The organism is Streptomyces smaragdinus (assembly GCF_009604385.1).
GTDB classification, from domain to species: domain Bacteria; phylum Actinomycetota; class Actinomycetes; order Streptomycetales; family Streptomycetaceae; genus Streptomyces; species Streptomyces smaragdinus.
The window spans coordinates 191,078-207,568 of the sequence record NZ_WEGJ01000004.1 but is presented as its reverse complement, the minus strand read 5'-3'; the positions used below and the strand labels follow the sequence as shown (position 1 = coordinate 207,568).

Below are 16,491 nucleotides of genomic sequence, written 5' to 3'. Positions count from 1 at the left end.
GGTCAGGGCTCGATCAGGCCCGCGCGGATGGCGTACCGGGTGAGCTCGAGGCGGTCGCGCAGACCGAGCTTGTGCAGCAGGTTCGCCCGGTGCCGCTGGACGGTCTTGACGCTGATGAACAGCAGCCCGGCGATCTCCTTCGACGAGTGGCCCTCCGCGACCAGCTTCAGGACCTCCTCCTCGCGCGGCGTGAGGATCCGGTCCCCCGGCTCCTCGCCGTGGCGGACCCGGTCGAGGTAGTTGCGGATCAGCGCGGTGACCGCGCCGGGGTAGAGGAACGGCTCGTCGCGCATCGCCGCCCGGCACGCGGCGACCAGATCGCGGTCGGCGACGGACTTCAGCACGTATCCGCAGGCCCCGTCCTTCAGCGCCCGGAAGAAGTACTGCTCGTTGTCGTGCATGGTGAGCATCAGGATCCGCAGCCCCGGCCGAAGCGCCGCCAGCTCCCGGGCGGCCTGCAGCCCGGTGAGCCGCGGCATGGCGATGTCCAGCACCGCCAGGTCGATGTCGTGGGTACGGGCCGCCGCCACGGCCTCCGCGCCGTCCCCGGCCTCGGCCACCACCTCGAGGTCCGGCTCCTGGTCGAGGATGAGCCGCACGCCGCGGCGGACCAGGGCGTGGTCGTCGGCGAGCAGGATGCGGATCGGGGGCGTGTCGGACATGTGCTCAGTGCTGCTTCCTGGTGACGGGCGCGGTGAGCCGGACGCGGACGCCGGCGGACGGCGCGGGGGAGATGTCGAGGGTGCCGCCGATGAGCAGCGCCCGTTCGCGCATACCGCGGATGCCGGCGCCCTCGCACGGCGCCGGCATGCCGCTCCCGTCGTCGGTGACGGCCAGCACCACGCTGTCGCCGCCGCGGTCCAGGGCCACCGTGATCCGCTCGGCGCCGGCGTGCCGGGCGGCGTTCGTCAGGGACTCCTGGGCGACGCGGTAGAGGACCAGCTCCGTCTCCGGGGCCAGGGCGGGCAGGTCGTCGGCGAAGCGGCGGGTGATGCGCAGCCCGGTGTGGGTGGCGAAGGTGTGGGTGAGCGACGTCAGGGCGCTGACCAGGCCCAGGTCGTCCAGGACGTCGGGCCGCAGCCGGCGGACGAGGCGGCGTACCTCGTCCAGGCTCTCCCGGGTGATCTCCTGGGCCTGCCGCAGCTCCCCGGCCAGCGGGTCGCCGGCCTGGTCCGCGGCCCGTTTGAGCGCCAGCAGGACGGCGGTCATGGACTGGCCCACCTCGTCGTGCAGCTCCTGCGCGATCCGGCGGCGCTCGGCCTCCTGCGCGAGGAGGATCCGGGCGCTGCTGGCGGCGCGCTCCTGCTCCAGCCGCTCGAGCATGGCGTTGAAGGTACGGATCAGCTCCTCGACCTCCCCGCCGCCCCGGGCCGGCAGCCGCTGGCCGGGGCGCAGCAGGTCCACGGTGGTCATCAGCCGCGTGAGGCGCTCCAGCGGCGCGAGGCCCAGGCGCAGCAGCGCGGCGTTGGCGACCAGCATGACGGCCAGCCCGCCGAGCAGGATCACCGCCTCGGTGAGCACGACCGGCACCGAGACCGTCACCGGCGCCCACAGCAGCAGCGCCGTGGCCGTGCCGAGCACGACGGCGTTCAGCGCGAAGATCCGCCAGAACAGGGACACGGTCGTCACACCCTCCTTCGCCACGCCGTCGGTCCGCCTCCACTGTCCGTCATCGCCCGCCCGGCCGGTGCCCCGGGGGTGCCCGGGCCAGCCTGCCCTGCCACCCGCGCGCGGTCGATGGGACCCGTGACCCATTTACGGCGGGGGCGCGCCACCCATGACCCCGCCGTAAATGGGTCACGCGCCCGATGGGTATCCGCCGCCGCCCCGGCCAGGGTGGGACAGGCACGAGACGCCAGGAGAAAGGCACGGACGACCATGACCCGCGACGCCACGCAGCCGGCGGAGGCCCGCCGGCGGCTCGAGCACGCCCGCGACTCCCGGCTCGCCCAGCTGAAGGCCCTCACCGAGACCGGCCAGAGCGCGGAGGGTCATCTCAGCGCCGTCCAGCGGGCCGCGATGCTGCAGGTGCTCGAGGAGATCGACGAGGCCGTCGCCCGGATCGACCGCGGTACGTACGGGACCTGCCTGGGCTGCGAGAAGCCCGTCCCCGCGGAGCGCCTGGAGATCCTGCCGTACGCGCGCTTCTGCGTCACCTGCCGCCACCGCTCCGCCTGACCGGCCGAAGAGGTGACGCGGTGAACCACCGTCCCTGGCCCCGGTGCCCGCACTGCCGCGGCCTCGCCCTGGACCTGGGCAGCGTCCGTACCCGCGCCTGGCTCTCGGACCCGGACCTGATCGTCGACGTACCCACGGCCGACGGCGCCGCCCGCCCCGTCCGGCGCGGGGCGATCGTCGACCCCGCGGGCTGCGCGCGCCTGCTCCGGCGCCTGCTGGGGGACCGCCTCACCGGTGCCGCCCGCCCCCTGGCCATCGTCACGGCCCCCGTCCTGGACGGCATCGCCTACCGCGCCGCGGCCCGTACGGCGCTCGCCGCCCTGCGGCCGCACAGCGTGCTGACGGTGCCCCGCGCCCGGGGGATCGCGGTGGCCGCGGAGGCGGAGCCGGCCGGCCCGCTGCTGGTGGTGGACGCCGGGGCGCAGTTCACCGAGGTGGTGCTGCTGTGCGACGGCGCCGTCACCGACGCGCGCCGCACCGCGGTGGGCACCGCCGACCTGGAGTCCCCGGCCGAGCCCCTCGCCGAGGCGGTGGCGTCGATGGTCACCGCGATGCTCCGCCAGGACCGCACCCCGCTCACCGCGACCGCCCTGCGGCGCGGCGCCCTGCTGGCCGGCGGCGGCGCCCTGGACCCGCGGTTCGCGCACCGCGTCGGCGCCCTGCTCCACGCACCGCCGCGCGTCGTCGGAGCCCCGCACACCGCGGCGGTCCGGGGTGCCGCGAAGCTGCTGCGCGCTGCCCACCTCCATCCCTCCGCGGCCGGCAGCGCGCCCCCCTCGTAGGATCCGCCCCATGACAACCGAAGAGGCGGACCGGCCCGTCGCCCTGGTCACCGGGTCCACGTCCGGCATCGGCGAGGCCGTCGCGCGCCGGCTGGCACAGGACGGCATGCGCGTCGTCGTGCACTCCCGGCGCAGCACCGCGGCGGGGGAGGCGCTGGCGGCGGAGCTCGGCGGGCTCTACGTACGGGCCGACCTGGAGTCGGAGGACGAGGCCCGGGGGCTGGCCGGGACGGCGCTCGAGCGCTGCGGGCGGCTGGACGTCCTGGTCAACAACGCCGGCATCAGCCGGCCCATCCCCCACGCCGACCTGGCCGCGGCCACCCCCGCCGACTGGCGCCGGCTGCTGGAGGTCAATCTGATCGCGCCCTGGATCCTGTGCACGGCGGCCCTCCCGGCCCTGCGCCGCGCCCCCGGCGGCGGCTCCATCGTCAACATCACCAGCCACGCCGGCGTCCGCCCCAAGGGCTCCTCGGTCCCGTACGCGGCGAGCAAGGCCGCCCTCAACCACGTCACCCGGCTGCTCGCGGCGGCCCTCGGACCCGAGGTACGGGTCAACGCGGTGGCGCCGGGGCTGGTGGACACCCCGATGACGAAGGACTGGGCCGAGGCCCACGAGCTGTGGCGCGAACGCGCGCCCATGCACCGCCCCGCACAACCCGCGGATGTGGCCGGCCTGGTGGCGTCCCTGGTCGCCGGGAGCTATCTCACCGGCGAGGTCATCGTGCTCGACGGCGGGCTCAACCTCACCTGAGACAAGGGCGGGGGGCCGGCGCCCGAACCCGGCACCGGCCCCCCAGTTCACGGGATCAGGCGCAGGCGCCCAGGTCCTCCCAGACGCCCCACTGGCCCGTGGAGCCGGGCTGCTCGCCCTGGGTCCACCACTTCGCGCGCCAGGTGTGGCCGCCGTACGTCACCTGGCTGCCGCCGGTGTACGCCGTGGCCGCGTCCCACGCGACGGCGCAGGACGTGCCGGGGGTGCCGCCGCCCGGCGTGCCGGGGGTGCCGCCGCTGTCACCGCCGCCGATGTTGACGTCGATGCAGGAGTAGAACGCGTTGGCGGTGTCGGAGATGTTCCAGACCGCCAGCACCTTCTGCTTGCCGGTGAAGCCGTTGAAGTTCACCGTGTGGCTCACGGTCTCGGCCGGCTGCTGGTTGTTCCCGGCGACCTCGGCGATCTTCGTGCCGCCGATGAAGTACTGCCAGTTGCTGGTGGAGTGCCGGGCGGTGTTCTTCCAGGTGAAGGTCGTGGAGCTGCCCACTCCGGTGACCTTCCAGCCCTTGCTGTCGTCGTCGAGCTCCGCGTACTCCGCGTGGCCGGCGCTGCAGCTCTTCAGGCCCTTGGGACCCTCGACGCTCTGCGGCTCGTACTTGATCTGGCCGCAGCTGACGGTGCCGGCGGCGCACTGGGCCTGGCGGCTGGCCGGACCCGTCACGTACCCGTGGGCCTCGGCCGTACCGGCCGGGATGGTGACCGCCAGCACGGGGGCGACCGCCGTACCGACCAGGGCGGCCAGTCTTCTCTTCGAGTTCATGCTGCTCCTTTGCTGTCGAGGCCGCCGTTTCAGGACACGGTCACACCGCCGGCCGGGGGGCCGGCGCCGTGGTCAAGGGCCTCGCTGGTGTGGGGGAACACTGCCCAGCAGGTCTAGACCTGCGTGCATTAGGTCTAGACCTTAGTGGCTGACAAGCCACGGTCAAGGGGTGCGGATCGAGGAAATTTCCGGGCGGCGGCGGCCACAACTCCGTACAGGTGCCTCATCGGTCACGGCCGCAGCGGCACGCGGCCCTGTTCCGGGCCGGGTTGGGGGCGCGTTCCCGGCAGGCGGAAGGGCCGGTACCAGAACCTCCGAAGAGGCTCCGGTACCGGCCCTCACATCAGGCCCGGCCGCTCGGGGGGACCGCTAGGAGCAGGCGCCCTTGTCCTCCCAGACGCCCCACTGACCGGTGGTGCCGGGCTCCTCGCCCTGCGTCCACCACTTGGCCCGCCACAGATGACCGTTGTGCGTCACCTGCGCGCCGCCCGTGTACGCCTGGGTCGCGACCCACGCCGCGGCGCAGGACGACGACGGCGGCGGCTCGGTGGGCGGGGGCTCGGTGCTGCCGCCGCCGATGTTCACGTCGACACACGCGTAGAACGCGTTACCGGTGTCGGCGATGTTCCAGACGGCCAGCACCTTCTGCTTGCCGCTGAAGCTGCCGAAGTTCACCGTGTGGCTCACGGTCTCCGGCGGCTGCTGGTTGTTGCCGCTGATCTCGGCGATCTTCGTGCCGCCGATGAAGTACTGCCAGTTGCTGGTGGAGTGCCGGGCGGTGTTCTTCCAGGTGAAGGTCGTGGTGCTGCTGACCCCGGTCACCCGCCAGCCCTTGGCGTCGTTGTCCAGCTCCGCGAAGCCCGCGTTGCCGCCGCTGCAGCTGCGCAGCCCCTTCGGCCCCTCGACGCTCTGCGGCTCGTACTTGATCGATCCGCAGGCGACGACGCCGGAGGCGCACTGCGCCTGCCGGCTCGCGGGGTTGGTGACCCAGCCGTGCGCACTGGCCGTGCCGGCCGGCAGCGTCGCGGCGAGTACGGGGGCGATCGCCGTTCCGACCAGAGCGGCGAGCGTGCGTCTAGTTCTCATCTCGTCTCCTTCGTTCACGGGCCGCCGGCCGTGGGGGCGCCGCACCGGCGTCTGCCGGCCGGTGCGGATCGGGCGGTCCCGGGTGTTTCTGGAGGTGCGGTTACGGCGCGGATGCCGGAGCAGCGGTACGGGAGGCCTGGTGCGCCCGCCCGTACCGCTCACCGTGCGTGGTGCTGCATGCGCCGTAGGTCTAGACCTGGTCCTGCTAGGTCTAGACCTTAGCGCTTGTCTGGCCTCGGTCAATAGGGCCTGTGCGGCATCGGGTGCCACGGGAATGGATCGGCGCCCGGCCGTGTTGAGCCGTATGTAACTGACATGCCCGAGTCAATCACTATCGACGCGGGCGAAGGGAGGACCTCATGGCACGCAGTACCGCGCGCCCCGTCGTCCGGCTGAAGTCGACCGCCGGGACAGGTGTCACGTATGTGACGCGCAAGAACCGCCGTACCACCCCCGACCGGCTGGTTCTGCGGAAGTACGACCCGGTGGCCCAGGCGCACGTCCCGTTCCGCGAGGAGCGGTGACCGCGCGGGCGGCCCACCGGACAGCGAGAGAAACGAAAGGACTTCCCATGAGGCACGGCATCCACCCCGAGACCCGTCCCGTCGTCTTCCGTGACCGCGCGGCCGGCGCCGACTTCCTGATCCCGTCCACCGCGACCTCCGCGCGGACCGTCGTCTGGGAGGACGGCAACACCTACCCGCTGGTCGAGGTCGAGACCTCGTCCGCCAGCCACCCGTTCTACACGGGCACGGCCCGGATCATGGACACCGCGGGCCGCGTCGAGGCCTTCGAGCGGCGCTACGGCCGCCGGGCCGGGTAACGCCCGGGCAGCGGGGGCCGCAACTCCCCACGCCGGTACGGCGATCAGCGTCGTACCGGCGTTTCCCGCACCAGAAAACTAAGCGAACGATCGTGCTACTATCTCGCCATGAAGAGCACCCGAACCCTCGTCCGGACCACGCTCAACGGCCTGTCCACCGTCGCCCCAAGCCTCGCCGGCCGCGCGACCCTGTGGCTGTTCCGCCACCCGCTCGCCCGGATGAAGGCGAGCCCCGCCGAGCAGCGCCTGCTCGACGCCGCCTGCCAGGGCAGCACGACCGTGGCCGGCAAACACGTCGTCACCTACGCCTGGGGCGACGGCGAGCGGCCCGTCCTGCTGCTGCACGGCTGGCAGTCCCGGGCCTCACACCTCGGCGCGCTGATCGGCGGACTGCGCGAGCGGGGCTACACGCCGGTGAGCTTCGACGCCCCGGGACACGGCGCCTCCGGCGGCCGCGCCACGACGATCCTCGAATACCGCCACATCATCCGGCAGTTGTCCGCGGAGTACGGGACCTTCGACGCGATCATCGGCCATTCCCTGGGCGTCGCGGCCGCCTTCCTCGCGCTGCGCGGCGGCGCCGCGGACACCGGCCGGCTGGTCGGGATCAGCGGGATCAGCGACTTCGACTACGTCGTGGACTACTTCTGCGACGACCTGGGGCTGCGGCCCCGGCTGCGCACCGAGCTGCGCCGCCGGATCGAGGACGTCATGTTCCCCGAGGAGCCGGAGCTGTGGCGCCGCTTCGACGCCACCGACCGGCCGCACGAGATCACCGCCCGGATCCTGCTGCTGCACGACGAACGCGACCGCTACGTCCGCCCCGACCAGTCCCGCCGCACGGCCGCCGCCTACGGCGACCAGGCGGAGCTGCACACCACCACGGGCCTCGGCCACATCCGCGTCCTCAGCGACCCGGACGTCGTGGCCCGCGCGCTGGCACACGTCACGAGTCGGGCGCCGGTACGCGGATAAGGCCTCACCCGTCGAGTACGCCCGGGCCGGCCGCCGCCCACCGCAGCCGGGACAGGATCCCTGTCCCGGCCCTGTCGTACGCCGAGGCGTCACCGTGCATCACCGACTGCAGGTTGGCCATCTCCATCAGCGCGATCAGCTCGAACGCCAGCTGCGCCGCGTCCGTGTCCGCGCCCAGCTCACCGACCGCCGTCGCCTCCCGCACGGTCTGCTCGACGTACGCCGTCCAGTCCAGGTGCGCCTTGGCGATCGCGTCGTGCACCGGACCGCTGCGCGCGTCGAACTCCGCCGTCACCGCCGCGAAGAAGCAGCCGCCGGGGAACGTCCGGCCCCGGGAGTACGCCAGCCAGCTCCGCGTCAGCGCCAGCACCCGCCGCGCACCCGGCGCCACGTCCGTGAGCGGCGCCACGACCTCCGCCGCGAACACCGCGCCCGCGGCCCGCACGGTGGACAGCTGGAGCTCCTCCTTGGAGCCGAACAGCGCGAAGACCCCGCTCTTGCTGAGCCCCAGCTCCGTGGCGATCCGCCCGAGCGACAGCCCCTCCAGGCCCTCGACGGAGGCGATCTCCATGGTGCGGCCCAGCACCAGCCGCCGGGTGGCGTTGCCCCGCTCGACCCGCCCGTCCGTGCCCGCTCGCCCCATCCGGTCCTCCCTGACGTCCCGGTCCACTGTACCCAGCAGGTCAGGGGCGCCCGGCCCGATCAGCGCAGCAGCCCCGCCGCCAGCAGATCGTCGAACGCCAGCCGATCCACCGGCGGGGTGCGCCCGCGGTCGGCGTACGACAGCCAGGCCAGCTCCTCGATCTCGCTGCTCGGCGCCAGGGTGCCCGCGTAATCGGCGGTGTAGCAGGCCATCCGCACCACGGCCTGGGGCCCCGGGCGGTGCAGCGGCGCCTCGTACGTCCGCAGATGGCGCACGGTCTCCGGGAGCAGCCGTACCGTCAGCTCCTCCTCGATCTCCCGCAGCAGCGTCTGTTCGTCGCTCTCCCCGGGGTGGCGTTTGCCGCCGGGGATGTAGAACAGCTCCTCGCCGCGGGAGCGGGCGCCCAGCACCAGCCCGTCGTCGAGATGGACCCAGGCCACGGTGTCGATGAGCCTGCCCACGGTCACCGCCGCGGGGCGAAGACGCAGAACTCGTTGCCCTCGGGGTCGACGAGGATGTCCCACTCGATCTCGTCGTCCTGCCGGCGCACCACGGTGGCGCCGAGGGCGACCAGTTCCTCCGTGTCGCCGTTGACGTCGATGTGCATCCGGTTCTTCACCGTCTTGGGCTCCGGCACCGGGTTGACCCAGATCCGCGGCCCGCGGTCCGCCGGGTCGACGATCAGCACCGGCATATGGGGCGGCTCGTCCTCTATTCCGTCGGTGTCACGGACGTAGCCCATCGCCCGGCACCACCAGTCGGCGAGCATCTGGTGGTCCCGGGCGTCGAATGCGAGGTCCCTGAAACGTGCGGGCATGCGGTGATCTTAACGGCGCCCCGGCTCCCGGAAGGGTCACTCGCCGACGAGCACCACGTCCAGTGTCCGCGGGCCGTGCACGCCCTCCACCCGGTCGAGTTCGATGTCGCTGGTGGCGGACGGGCCGGAGATCCAGGTGAGCGGGCGTGCGGCGTCGAGGCGCTCCAGGGCCTCGGGCACGGAGGAGACGACCTGCTCCGGTACGCGGATCACGCAGATGTGGTGGTCGGGGATCAGCGTGATCCGCCGCCGTCCCTGCGCCGTACCGCCGTCCAGCACGATGGTGCCGGTCTCGGCGATCGCCAGGGCGCAGCCGGTGACCACGCTGCCGACGGCGTCGAGTTCCCGGGCCGTCGACTCCGCACGGTCCTCGAGCTGTTGGACGCCGGTGGCGGCGAGCCACTCGGCCGGCAGCCCGTCCGGTACGAGGACTGTCCGCGACCCGCGCTCCGCGAGCAGCCGCGCGACGACGCCCGCCACCCCGGCGGCGTCCGTGCGGTGCACCAGCGCCCGGTAGTCGGCGAGGTTCTCCGCCAGCAGACCGACGCTCTCGTCCGGGGTTCGGTCCGCGTGCGCCCGCAGATAGTCCCGCCGCACCGGACCCGCCGCACGCGCACCGGCGTTGGCCGCCCGGATCCGGCCCAGGATCAGTTCCCGGCTCACTCGCCCGCTCCCTTCCCGCGCTCCTGCCACCATTCCCGGAACGACTTCTCCGGCACCGCCGGCAGATCCCGCGTCAGCCCCCACGCCTTCCCCGGCCCGACGGGCAGCCGCCGCGGCTGGATCCGCCTCGTGCGCGTCGCGAGCCGCTGCACCGCCCCCAGCGCCCGCGGCCGCTGGAACGTCCACCGCGCCGCCCGCATCGCCGCCCGTTCCGCCGCGTGCCCCTTGGCGGGCCTGATGACCGTCCGCGTACCGCGCACCGTGTACGTGCCGCCCTCGACGACCCGCTGCCGCAGGTGCACCAGCACCTCGGGGATGTCGATGGCCACCGGGCACACCTCGTAGCACGCCCCGCACAGCGACGACGCGTACGGCAGCGAGGCGTCCAGCGCGCTCGCCGTGCCGCGCAGCTGCGGGGTGAGGATCGCTCCGATGGGCCCGGGGTAGGGCGAGCCGTAGGCGTGTCCGCCGGCCCGCTCGTACACGGGGCAGACGTTGAGACACGCCGAGCAGCGGATGCAGCGCAGCGCCTGGCGGCCGACCTGGTCGGCCAGCGTGTCGGTGCGGCCGTTGTCGAGCAGCACGAGATGGAAGTCGCGCGGTCCGTCGCCGTCGGTCGTGCCGGTCCACATCGTCGTGTACGGGTTCATCCGCTCCGCGGTGGAACTGCGCGGCAGCAGCTGCATGAAGACCTCCAGATCGCGCCACGTCGGCACGACCTTCTCGATCCCCACGACGGAGATCAGCGTCTCCGGCAGGGTGAGGCACATCCGCCCGTTGCCCTCGGACTCCAGCACCACCAGCGTGCCCGTCTCGGCGACCATGAAGTTCGCCCCGGAGATCCCCACCTTCGCCCGCAGGAACTTCTCCCGCAGATGCAGCCTGGCGGCCTCCGCGAGCTCCGCCGGCCGGTCGGACAGGCCCTCGGGCGCGGGACGGCCCCACGCGGCCATCTCCCCGGTGAAGATGTCGCGGATCTCGCCGCGGTTGCGGTGGATGGCCGGGACCAGGATGTGTGACGGCAGATCGTCGCCGAGCTGCACGATGAGCTCCGCCAGGTCCGTCTCGTACGCCCGGATCCCCTCGGCCTCCAGCGCCTCGTTGAGGCCGATCTCCTGGGTGGCCATGGACTTGACCTTGACGACCTCCGTCTCGCCGGTGGCCCGGACCAGGCCGGCGACGATCCGGTTCGCCTCCTCGGCGTCGGCCGCCCAGTGCACGGTGCCGCCCGCCGTGGTGACCGCGGTCTCCAGCTGCTCGAGATACGTGTCCAGATGGCGCAGCGTGTCGTCCTTCGCCGCGGCCCCGGCGGCGCGCAGCTGCTGCCAGTCGGCCATCTCCGCCACCGCCGCCGCCCGCTTGGCGCGGATGGTGTGGGTGGCGTGGCGGAGGTTGCCGCGCAGCCGGGTGTCGCGCGTGGAGACCGCCGCCGCCTCCGGGAACGCGGGCATGCCGAGATAGGTGCTCACCAGACGTCTCCTTCCGTGCTGGCCAGGATCTCCGCGAGATGCACCGGGCGCACGCCCGAGTCACGGCGCGAGAGGGTGCCGCCGATGTGCATCAGGCAGGAGTTGTCGACCGTGCAGACGGCCGAGGCGCCGGTGTCCTCGATGTGGCGGGCCTTGTCGGCGCCCATCGCGGCGGACACGTCGGGGTTCTTCACGGCGAACGTGCCGCCAAAGCCGCAGCACTCCTCCGCGCCCTCGAGCTCCCGCAGTTCGAGGCCCTGCACCGCCTGGAGCAGCCGCCGCGGCCGGTCGCCCAGCTTCAGCATGCGCAGACCGTGACACGTCGGATGATAGGTGACCGTGTGCGGGTAGTACGCGCCGACGTCCGTCACCTCCAGCACGTCGGTCAGGAACTCGGTGAGTTCGTACGTCCGGGCCGCGGCGCCCTTTGCGCCCAGCTTCGGGTGGTTGTCCCGGACCATCGCCGCGCAGGAGCCGGAGGGCGTGACGATGTACTCGTACTCCTCGAACACCTCGGCGTAGCGCCGCGCGAGGGGCACTGTCTCGCGCCGGTAGCCGGTGTTGAACTGGGGCTGTCCGCAGCAGGACTGGGCGAGCGGGAAGTCCACGCCCACCCCCAGCCGTTCGAGCAGGGTCACCACCGCCTGCCCGGTCCTCGGATAGAGCGTGTCGTTGACGCAGGTCACGAAGAGCGCGACGCGCACCCGGCCTCCTCCCAGAGGGTCTGGTCCCCGCGCGGCTCATACTGCCGTACGGATCGCGTCCGGTGAAGCATAGATCGGAGGTCTGTCAGGGTTCCGTGGACGGCGCCGCGGGCCCGCGCCTGGACCAGGACGTTGCCGAGCGCCGCCGCCTCCGCCGGCCCGGCGGCCACCGGCAGCCCGCAGGCGTCGGCCGTCAGCCGGCACAGCAGCTCGTTGCGGGCGCCGCCGCCGACGACATGGACCACGGACGGGGTACGGCCCGACAGCCGCCCGGCGTCGGCGATCGCCGACAGGTGCGCGAGGGCGAGGGAGTCCAGCACGCACCGCACGGTCTCCACCCGGTTCCGGGGCTCCGGCCGCCCGGCCCGCCGGCAGGCGTCCGCGATCCGCTCCGGCATCCGCCCCGGCGGGATGAACGCCGGATCGCCGGCGTCCACCACGGACCGCAACGGCTCGGCCCGCGCGGCCTGTTCGAGGAGGGGCCCGAGCTTCGGCTCACCCCATTCCCGCAGGCACTCCTGGAGCAGCCACAGGCCCATGACGTTGCGCAGATACCGCACCGTGCCGTCCACGCCCAGCTCGTTGGTGAAGTTGGCGCGCCGGCTGTCCTCCGTCAGCACGGGCGCGGTCAGCTCCATGCCGGCCAGGGACCAGGTGCCGGTGCACACATACGCGAAGTCCGCCGTCGCCGCGGGTACGGCGGCGACGGCGGAGGCCGTGTCGTGCGACCCGACGGCCGTCACCGGGACGGGCCCGGTGAGCCCCGTCTCCGCCAGCACGTCCGGCAGCAGTTCGCCCGCCGGGTCGCCGGGGGCCCGCAGCGGGGGGAAGAGTCCGGTGTCGATGCCGAGGGCGTCGGCCACGGGGCGGGACCAGTCGCGGGTGCGGGCGTCGAGCAGGCCCGTCGTGGAGGCGTTGGTCAGCTCGGTGCCGGCCACTCCGGTGAGCCAGTACGCGATCAGGTCGGGGATCAGCAGCAGCCGCCGCGCCGCGTCCAGCGCGGGGGTGCCGCGGGCGGCGGCGAGCTGGAAGACGGTGTTGAACGGCAGCCGCTGGATCCCGGTGGCGGCGTACAGGGCGGCCGGGTCGAGGAGCTCCGCCGTCTGGTCCGCCACCCCGTCGGTCCGGGCGTCCCGGTAGTGCACCGGGTTGCCGATGAGCGCCCCGGAGGCGTCGAGCAGCCCGTAGTCCACCGCCCAGGAGTCGATCCCCACCCCGTCCAGCCGCCCCCCGGTGCGCGCCCCGGCCGCTCGCAGCCCGTCCAGGACGCCGCGGTACAGGGCCAGGACGTCCCAGTACAGGGTGCCGCCCACCCGCACCGGGCGGTTGGGGAAACGGTGCACCTCTGCCAGCTCCAGGCTGTCCGGGCCGACGCGCCCGAGGATCACCCGGCCGGAGGCCGCGCCGAGGTCCACGGCGGCGAAGACCCCCGTCACGGTCACCGTCACCGGAGGAACGCCGCCGCGACGCCCGCGTCGACGGGGATGTGCAGCCCCGTCGTATGACTGAGGTCGCCGCCGGTGAGGGCGAAGACGGCGTTCGCCACATGCTCCGGGAGCACCTCGCGCTTGAGCAGTGTCCGGCGCGCGTAGTACGCGCCCAGCTCCGACTCCTCCACCCCGTACACCGCTGCCCGCCGCGCCCCCCAGCCGCCGGCGAAGATGCCGGAGCCGCGCACCACGCCGTCGGGGTTGACGCCGTTGACGCGGATGCCGTGTTCGCCGAGCTCGGCGGCCAGCAGCCGGACCTGGTGGGCCTGGTCGGCCTTGGTGGCGCCGTACGCGATGTTGTTCGGGCCGGCGAAGACGCCGTTCTTGGACGCGATGTAGACGATGTCGCCGCCCATCCGCTGCTCCGTCATCACCCGCGCGGCCTCCCGCGAGACCAGGAACGAGCCGCGCGCCATGATCGCGTGCTGGCGGTCCCAGTCCTGGGCCGTCGTCTCCAGCAGCGGCTTCGAGATGGAGATCCCGGCGTTGTTCACCACCAGGTCCACCCCGCCGAACGCCAGCACCGCCGCCGCGAACGCCGCCGCGATCTGCTCCTCGCTCGTCACGTCCACGGTGACCGCGACGGCCCGGTCCGGCCCGCCCAGCTCGGCCGCGACCCTCTCCGCGCTCCCGCCGTCGACGTCCGCGACGGCCACGCACGCCCCCTCGGCGGCCAGCCGCCGGGCGATCGCCCTCCCGATCCCCGACCCGGCGCCCGTCACCAGCGCCACCCGGGCGGCGAGGGGCCTGGGCGCCGGCATCCGGCGCAGCTTGGCCTCCTCCAGCTCCCAGTACTCGATCCGGAACTTCTCCGACTCCTCGATCGGCGCGTACGAGGACACCGCCTCCGCCCCGCGCATCACGTTGATCGCGTTGACGTAGAACTCCCCGGCCACCCGCGCCGTCTGCTTGTCCCGGCCGAAGCCGAACATCCCCACCCCCGGCACCAGCACGACCGCCGGATCGGCGCCGCGCATGGCCGGCGACCCGGCCACGGCGTGCCGCTCGTAGTAGGCGGCGTACTCCGTCCGGTACGCGGCGTGCAGCTCCCGCAGCCGGGCGGCGGCCTCCTCGAGGGGAACCCCGGGCGGCAGGTCGAGGACCAGCGGCCGGACCTTCGTGCGCAGGAAGTGGTCCGGGCACGAGGTGCCCAGCGCCGCCAGCCGCGGATGCTCCGCCCGCGCGAGGAAGTCCAGCACCTCCGGGGCGTCCGTGAAGTGGCCGACCTGCGCCCGGTCGGTGGACGCCAGCCCCCGGACGACGGGGGCCAGCGCCGCGGCGCGCGCCCGGCGTTCGGCGGCGGGCAGCGGCTCGTACCCCTCGAGGACGGGGCCGAACGGGTCCGGCTTCCCCCGCTCGGTCAGGAAACGTTCGGCGGTGCGGATGATGTGCAGCGAGTTGCGCTCGCACTCCTCGCTCGTCGCCCCCCACGCCGTGATCCCGTGCCCGCCCAGGACGCAGCCGACCGCCTCCGGGTGCGCCTCGCGTACGGCGGCGATGTCCAGCCCCAGCTGGAACCCCGGCCGGCGCCACGGCACCCACACCACGGCGCTGCCGAAGCACTCCTTCGTCAGCGCCTCTCCGTCCGCCGCGCAGGCCAGCGCGATGCCCGAGTCCGGGTGCAGATGGTCGACGTGGGCGGCGCCGACCAGCCCGTGCATCGCCGTGTCGATGGACGGCGCCGCGCCGCCCCGGCCGTGCAGGCAGTAGTCGAACGCGGCAACCATCTCGTCCTCGCGCTCCACCCCCGGATAGACGGCCGTCAGCGCCCGCAGCCGGTCCAGCCGCAGCGCCGCCAGCCCGGGTGCCGTCAGCGTGCCCAGATCGCCGCCCGACCCCTTCACCCACAGAAGCTCGACGTCCCGCCCGGTCACCGGGTCGGTCGCGGTGCCCTTGGCGGAGGTGTTGCCGCCGGCGTAATTGGTGTTGCGGGGGTCGGCGCCCAACCGGTGGGAACGCGCCAGCAGTTCCGTGACGACGTCCATGTCAGGCCCCCCAGCCGGCCTGCTCGCCGCCGACCCGCTCGTCGACGATCCGCTGCGCCCAGCCGGACTCCCGGTAGGCGGCCATCGGATCCGCCGCCACGCCCATCTCGGTGCGCACCTCGGCCAGCAGCGGCCGTACATCGGTGTTGTACGCGTCCATCAGCACCGCGTTCGCCCCGAGGACGTCCCCAGCCGACTGGGCGGCGGCCAGCGACGGGCGGTCCACGAGGAGCGCCTTGGCGGTGGCCTCCTGGACGTTCATCACCGAGCGGATGATCGCCGGGATCTTCGGCTCCAGGTTGTGGCACTGGTCGAGCATGAACGCCACGTCGGGGGAGTAGCCGCCGCCGCGTACGACCTCGTACATGATCCGGAACAGCTGGAAGGGGTCCGCGGAGCCGACCATCAGATCGTCGTCCGCGTAGAAGCGGGAGTTGAAGTCGAAGCCGCCGAGCTTCCCCTCGCGCAGCAGGAACGCGACGATGAACTCGATGTTCGTGCCCGGCGCGTGATGGCCCGTGTCCACGACGACCTGCGCCTTCTCGCCCAGCCGCAGGCAGTGCGCGTACGCCGTGCCCCAGTCGGGGACGTCCATCGTGTAGAAGGCGGGCTCGAAGAGCTTGTACTCCAGCAGCATCCGCTGCCCGTCACCGAGCCGTTCGTACACCGCGCTCAGGGCTTCCGCGAGCCGGTCCTGGCGGTCGCGGATGTCGTCCTGGCCGGGGTAGTTGGTGCCGTCGGAGAACCACAGCTTGAGGTCCCGGGAGCCGGTGGCGTCCATGATGTCGACGCACTCCAGCAGATGGGCCAGGGCCTTGCGGCGCACCGCCGGATCGGGGTTGGTGACCGAGCCCAGCTTGTAGTCGTCGTCCTGGAAGACGTTGGAGTTGATCGCGCCGAGCCGCAGCCCGCGCTCCTTCGCGTACGCGGCCAGCGCGGCGTAGTCGTCCACCCGGTCCCAGGGGATGTGCAGCGCCACGCTCGGCGCCACGCCGGTGTGCTCGTGCACCCGGGCGGCGTCGTCGAGCTTCTCCCGCGGCGTACGCGGCACGCCGGGCTGGGCGAAGACCTTGAAGCGCGTACCGGAGTTGCCGTACGCCCACGACGGTGTCTCGACGGCCTGGGTCTTCAGTGCCGTCTTCACGGCTTCCACGGTGGAACCGGCGGTCATTGCGCGGCCTTTCGCGAGTGCCAGCTGGGAGATCGACGGGCACCGGAGCCCGTCCGGCTACCCGGGGCCCGCGTTCATGAATCGTTTCACGGACGGAAGCTAGGCGCATTCCCGGGAAGCGTCAAGGGTGCACGGACGGGCTTTGGCACGCAGCGAGATTTCCAAGTACGGAC

The 16,491-nt window shown here is 73.2% G+C and carries 19 protein-coding genes; 6 read left to right on the top strand and 13 right to left on the bottom strand.

Translation table 11 applies throughout. From position 1 onward, the window contains the following. Positions 1–2 precede the first annotated feature (2 nt). Together SRB5_RS09625 and SRB5_RS09620 are read right to left on the bottom strand one after the other, a co-directional pair. Entirely contained in the window at positions 3–662 is a 660-nt protein-coding gene (locus SRB5_RS09625) for a response regulator (protein ID WP_153451067.1), read from the bottom strand. A 4-nt stretch (positions 663–666) separates the two neighbouring features. Beyond that, entirely contained in the window at positions 667–1,620 is a 954-nt protein-coding gene (locus SRB5_RS09620) for a HAMP domain-containing sensor histidine kinase (protein WP_323377664.1), read from the bottom strand. A gap of 258 nt (positions 1,621–1,878) precedes the next feature. Here SRB5_RS09620 and SRB5_RS09615 point away from each other — a divergent pair, with 258 nt between their 5' ends. From SRB5_RS09615 to SRB5_RS09605, 3 genes are read left to right on the top strand one after another with little or no spacing between them, the layout of a single operon-like run. Continuing rightward, positions 1,879–2,178, top strand: a complete 300-nt coding sequence (locus SRB5_RS09615; RefSeq protein ID WP_153451065.1) for a TraR/DksA C4-type zinc finger protein — start codon at positions 1,879–1,881, stop codon at positions 2,176–2,178. A 20-nt stretch (positions 2,179–2,198) separates the two neighbouring features. After that, positions 2,199–2,960, top strand: coding sequence for a hypothetical protein (locus SRB5_RS09610; protein ID WP_323377402.1), 762 nt, complete (start codon positions 2,199–2,201; stop codon positions 2,958–2,960). Positions 2,961–2,970: 10 nt separating this feature from the next. Next, positions 2,971–3,711: an SDR family NAD(P)-dependent oxidoreductase gene (locus SRB5_RS09605; RefSeq protein WP_153451064.1), complete on the top strand. Its 741-nt coding sequence runs from the start codon at positions 2,971–2,973 to the stop codon at positions 3,709–3,711. Between the two features lie 55 nt (positions 3,712–3,766). Here SRB5_RS09605 and SRB5_RS09600 read toward each other — a convergent pair whose 3' ends face one another. Then, positions 3,767–4,492: a lytic polysaccharide monooxygenase gene (locus SRB5_RS09600; RefSeq protein WP_153451063.1), complete on the bottom strand. Its 726-nt coding sequence runs from the start codon at positions 4,490–4,492 to the stop codon at positions 3,767–3,769. 369 nt (positions 4,493–4,861) lie between these two features. Then, the gene (locus SRB5_RS09595) at positions 4,862–5,578 is read right to left on the bottom strand and encodes a lytic polysaccharide monooxygenase (protein WP_153451062.1); all 717 of its coding nucleotides are present in this window, start codon (positions 5,576–5,578) and stop codon (positions 4,862–4,864) included. Positions 5,579–5,937: 359 nt separating this feature from the next. On the opposite strand from SRB5_RS09595, the gene rpmG reads away from it, so the two are divergent. The 3 genes from rpmG (at position 5,938) to SRB5_RS09580 (ending at position 7,376) form a co-directional block, all read left to right on the top strand. Next, a complete protein-coding gene (rpmG, locus tag SRB5_RS09590) occupies positions 5,938–6,102 on the top strand; it encodes a 50S ribosomal protein L33 (protein ID WP_153451061.1) in 165 nt (54 codons plus the stop codon). Between the two features lie 47 nt (positions 6,103–6,149). Continuing rightward, positions 6,150–6,401, top strand: coding sequence for a type B 50S ribosomal protein L31 (locus tag SRB5_RS09585; RefSeq protein WP_153451060.1), 252 nt, complete (start codon positions 6,150–6,152; stop codon positions 6,399–6,401). Between the two features lie 108 nt (positions 6,402–6,509). Then, positions 6,510–7,376, top strand: a complete 867-nt coding sequence (locus SRB5_RS09580; protein WP_153451059.1) for an alpha/beta hydrolase — start codon at positions 6,510–6,512, stop codon at positions 7,374–7,376. A gap of 4 nt (positions 7,377–7,380) precedes the next feature. Here SRB5_RS09580 and SRB5_RS09575 read toward each other — a convergent pair whose 3' ends face one another. From SRB5_RS09575 to rhaI, 9 genes are read right to left on the bottom strand one after another with little or no spacing between them, the layout of a single operon-like run. Continuing rightward, the gene (locus SRB5_RS09575; RefSeq protein ID WP_153451058.1) at positions 7,381–8,019 is read right to left on the bottom strand and encodes a TetR/AcrR family transcriptional regulator; all 639 of its coding nucleotides are present in this window, start codon (positions 8,017–8,019) and stop codon (positions 7,381–7,383) included. Between the two features lie 59 nt (positions 8,020–8,078). After that, positions 8,079–8,480: an NUDIX hydrolase gene (locus tag SRB5_RS09570; protein WP_323377663.1), complete on the bottom strand. Its 402-nt coding sequence runs from the start codon at positions 8,478–8,480 to the stop codon at positions 8,079–8,081. Positions 8,481–8,482: 2 nt separating this feature from the next. Further along, positions 8,483–8,836, bottom strand: coding sequence for a VOC family protein (locus SRB5_RS09565; RefSeq protein ID WP_153451057.1), 354 nt, complete (start codon positions 8,834–8,836; stop codon positions 8,483–8,485). 36 nt (positions 8,837–8,872) lie between these two features. Then, positions 8,873–9,532 (bottom strand): LutC/YkgG family protein, encoded by a 660-nt coding sequence (locus SRB5_RS09560; RefSeq protein ID WP_153451056.1) that lies wholly within the window; start codon positions 9,530–9,532, stop codon positions 8,873–8,875. Next, entirely contained in the window at positions 9,496–10,950 is a 1,455-nt protein-coding gene (locus SRB5_RS09555) for a lactate utilization protein B (RefSeq protein WP_194292891.1), read from the bottom strand. Before SRB5_RS09555 ends, SRB5_RS09560 begins: the two co-directional genes overlap by 37 nt. A 14-nt stretch (positions 10,951–10,964) precedes the next feature. After that, positions 10,965–11,672, bottom strand: a complete 708-nt coding sequence (locus tag SRB5_RS09550) for a (Fe-S)-binding protein (protein WP_323377400.1) — start codon at positions 11,670–11,672, stop codon at positions 10,965–10,967. Continuing rightward, positions 11,651–13,120, bottom strand: coding sequence for a rhamnulokinase (locus SRB5_RS09545; RefSeq protein ID WP_323377399.1), 1,470 nt, complete (start codon positions 13,118–13,120; stop codon positions 11,651–11,653). Before SRB5_RS09545 ends, SRB5_RS09550 begins: the two co-directional genes overlap by 22 nt. Beyond that, positions 13,117–15,147 (bottom strand): bifunctional aldolase/short-chain dehydrogenase, encoded by a 2,031-nt coding sequence (locus tag SRB5_RS09540; RefSeq protein WP_153451053.1) that lies wholly within the window; start codon positions 15,145–15,147, stop codon positions 13,117–13,119. Before SRB5_RS09540 ends, SRB5_RS09545 begins: the two co-directional genes overlap by 4 nt. Position 15,148: 1 nt before the next feature. Beyond that, positions 15,149–16,318 (bottom strand): L-rhamnose isomerase, encoded by a 1,170-nt coding sequence (rhaI, locus tag SRB5_RS09535; RefSeq protein ID WP_153451052.1) that lies wholly within the window; start codon positions 16,316–16,318, stop codon positions 15,149–15,151. Between the last annotated feature and the right edge of the window lie 173 nt (positions 16,319–16,491).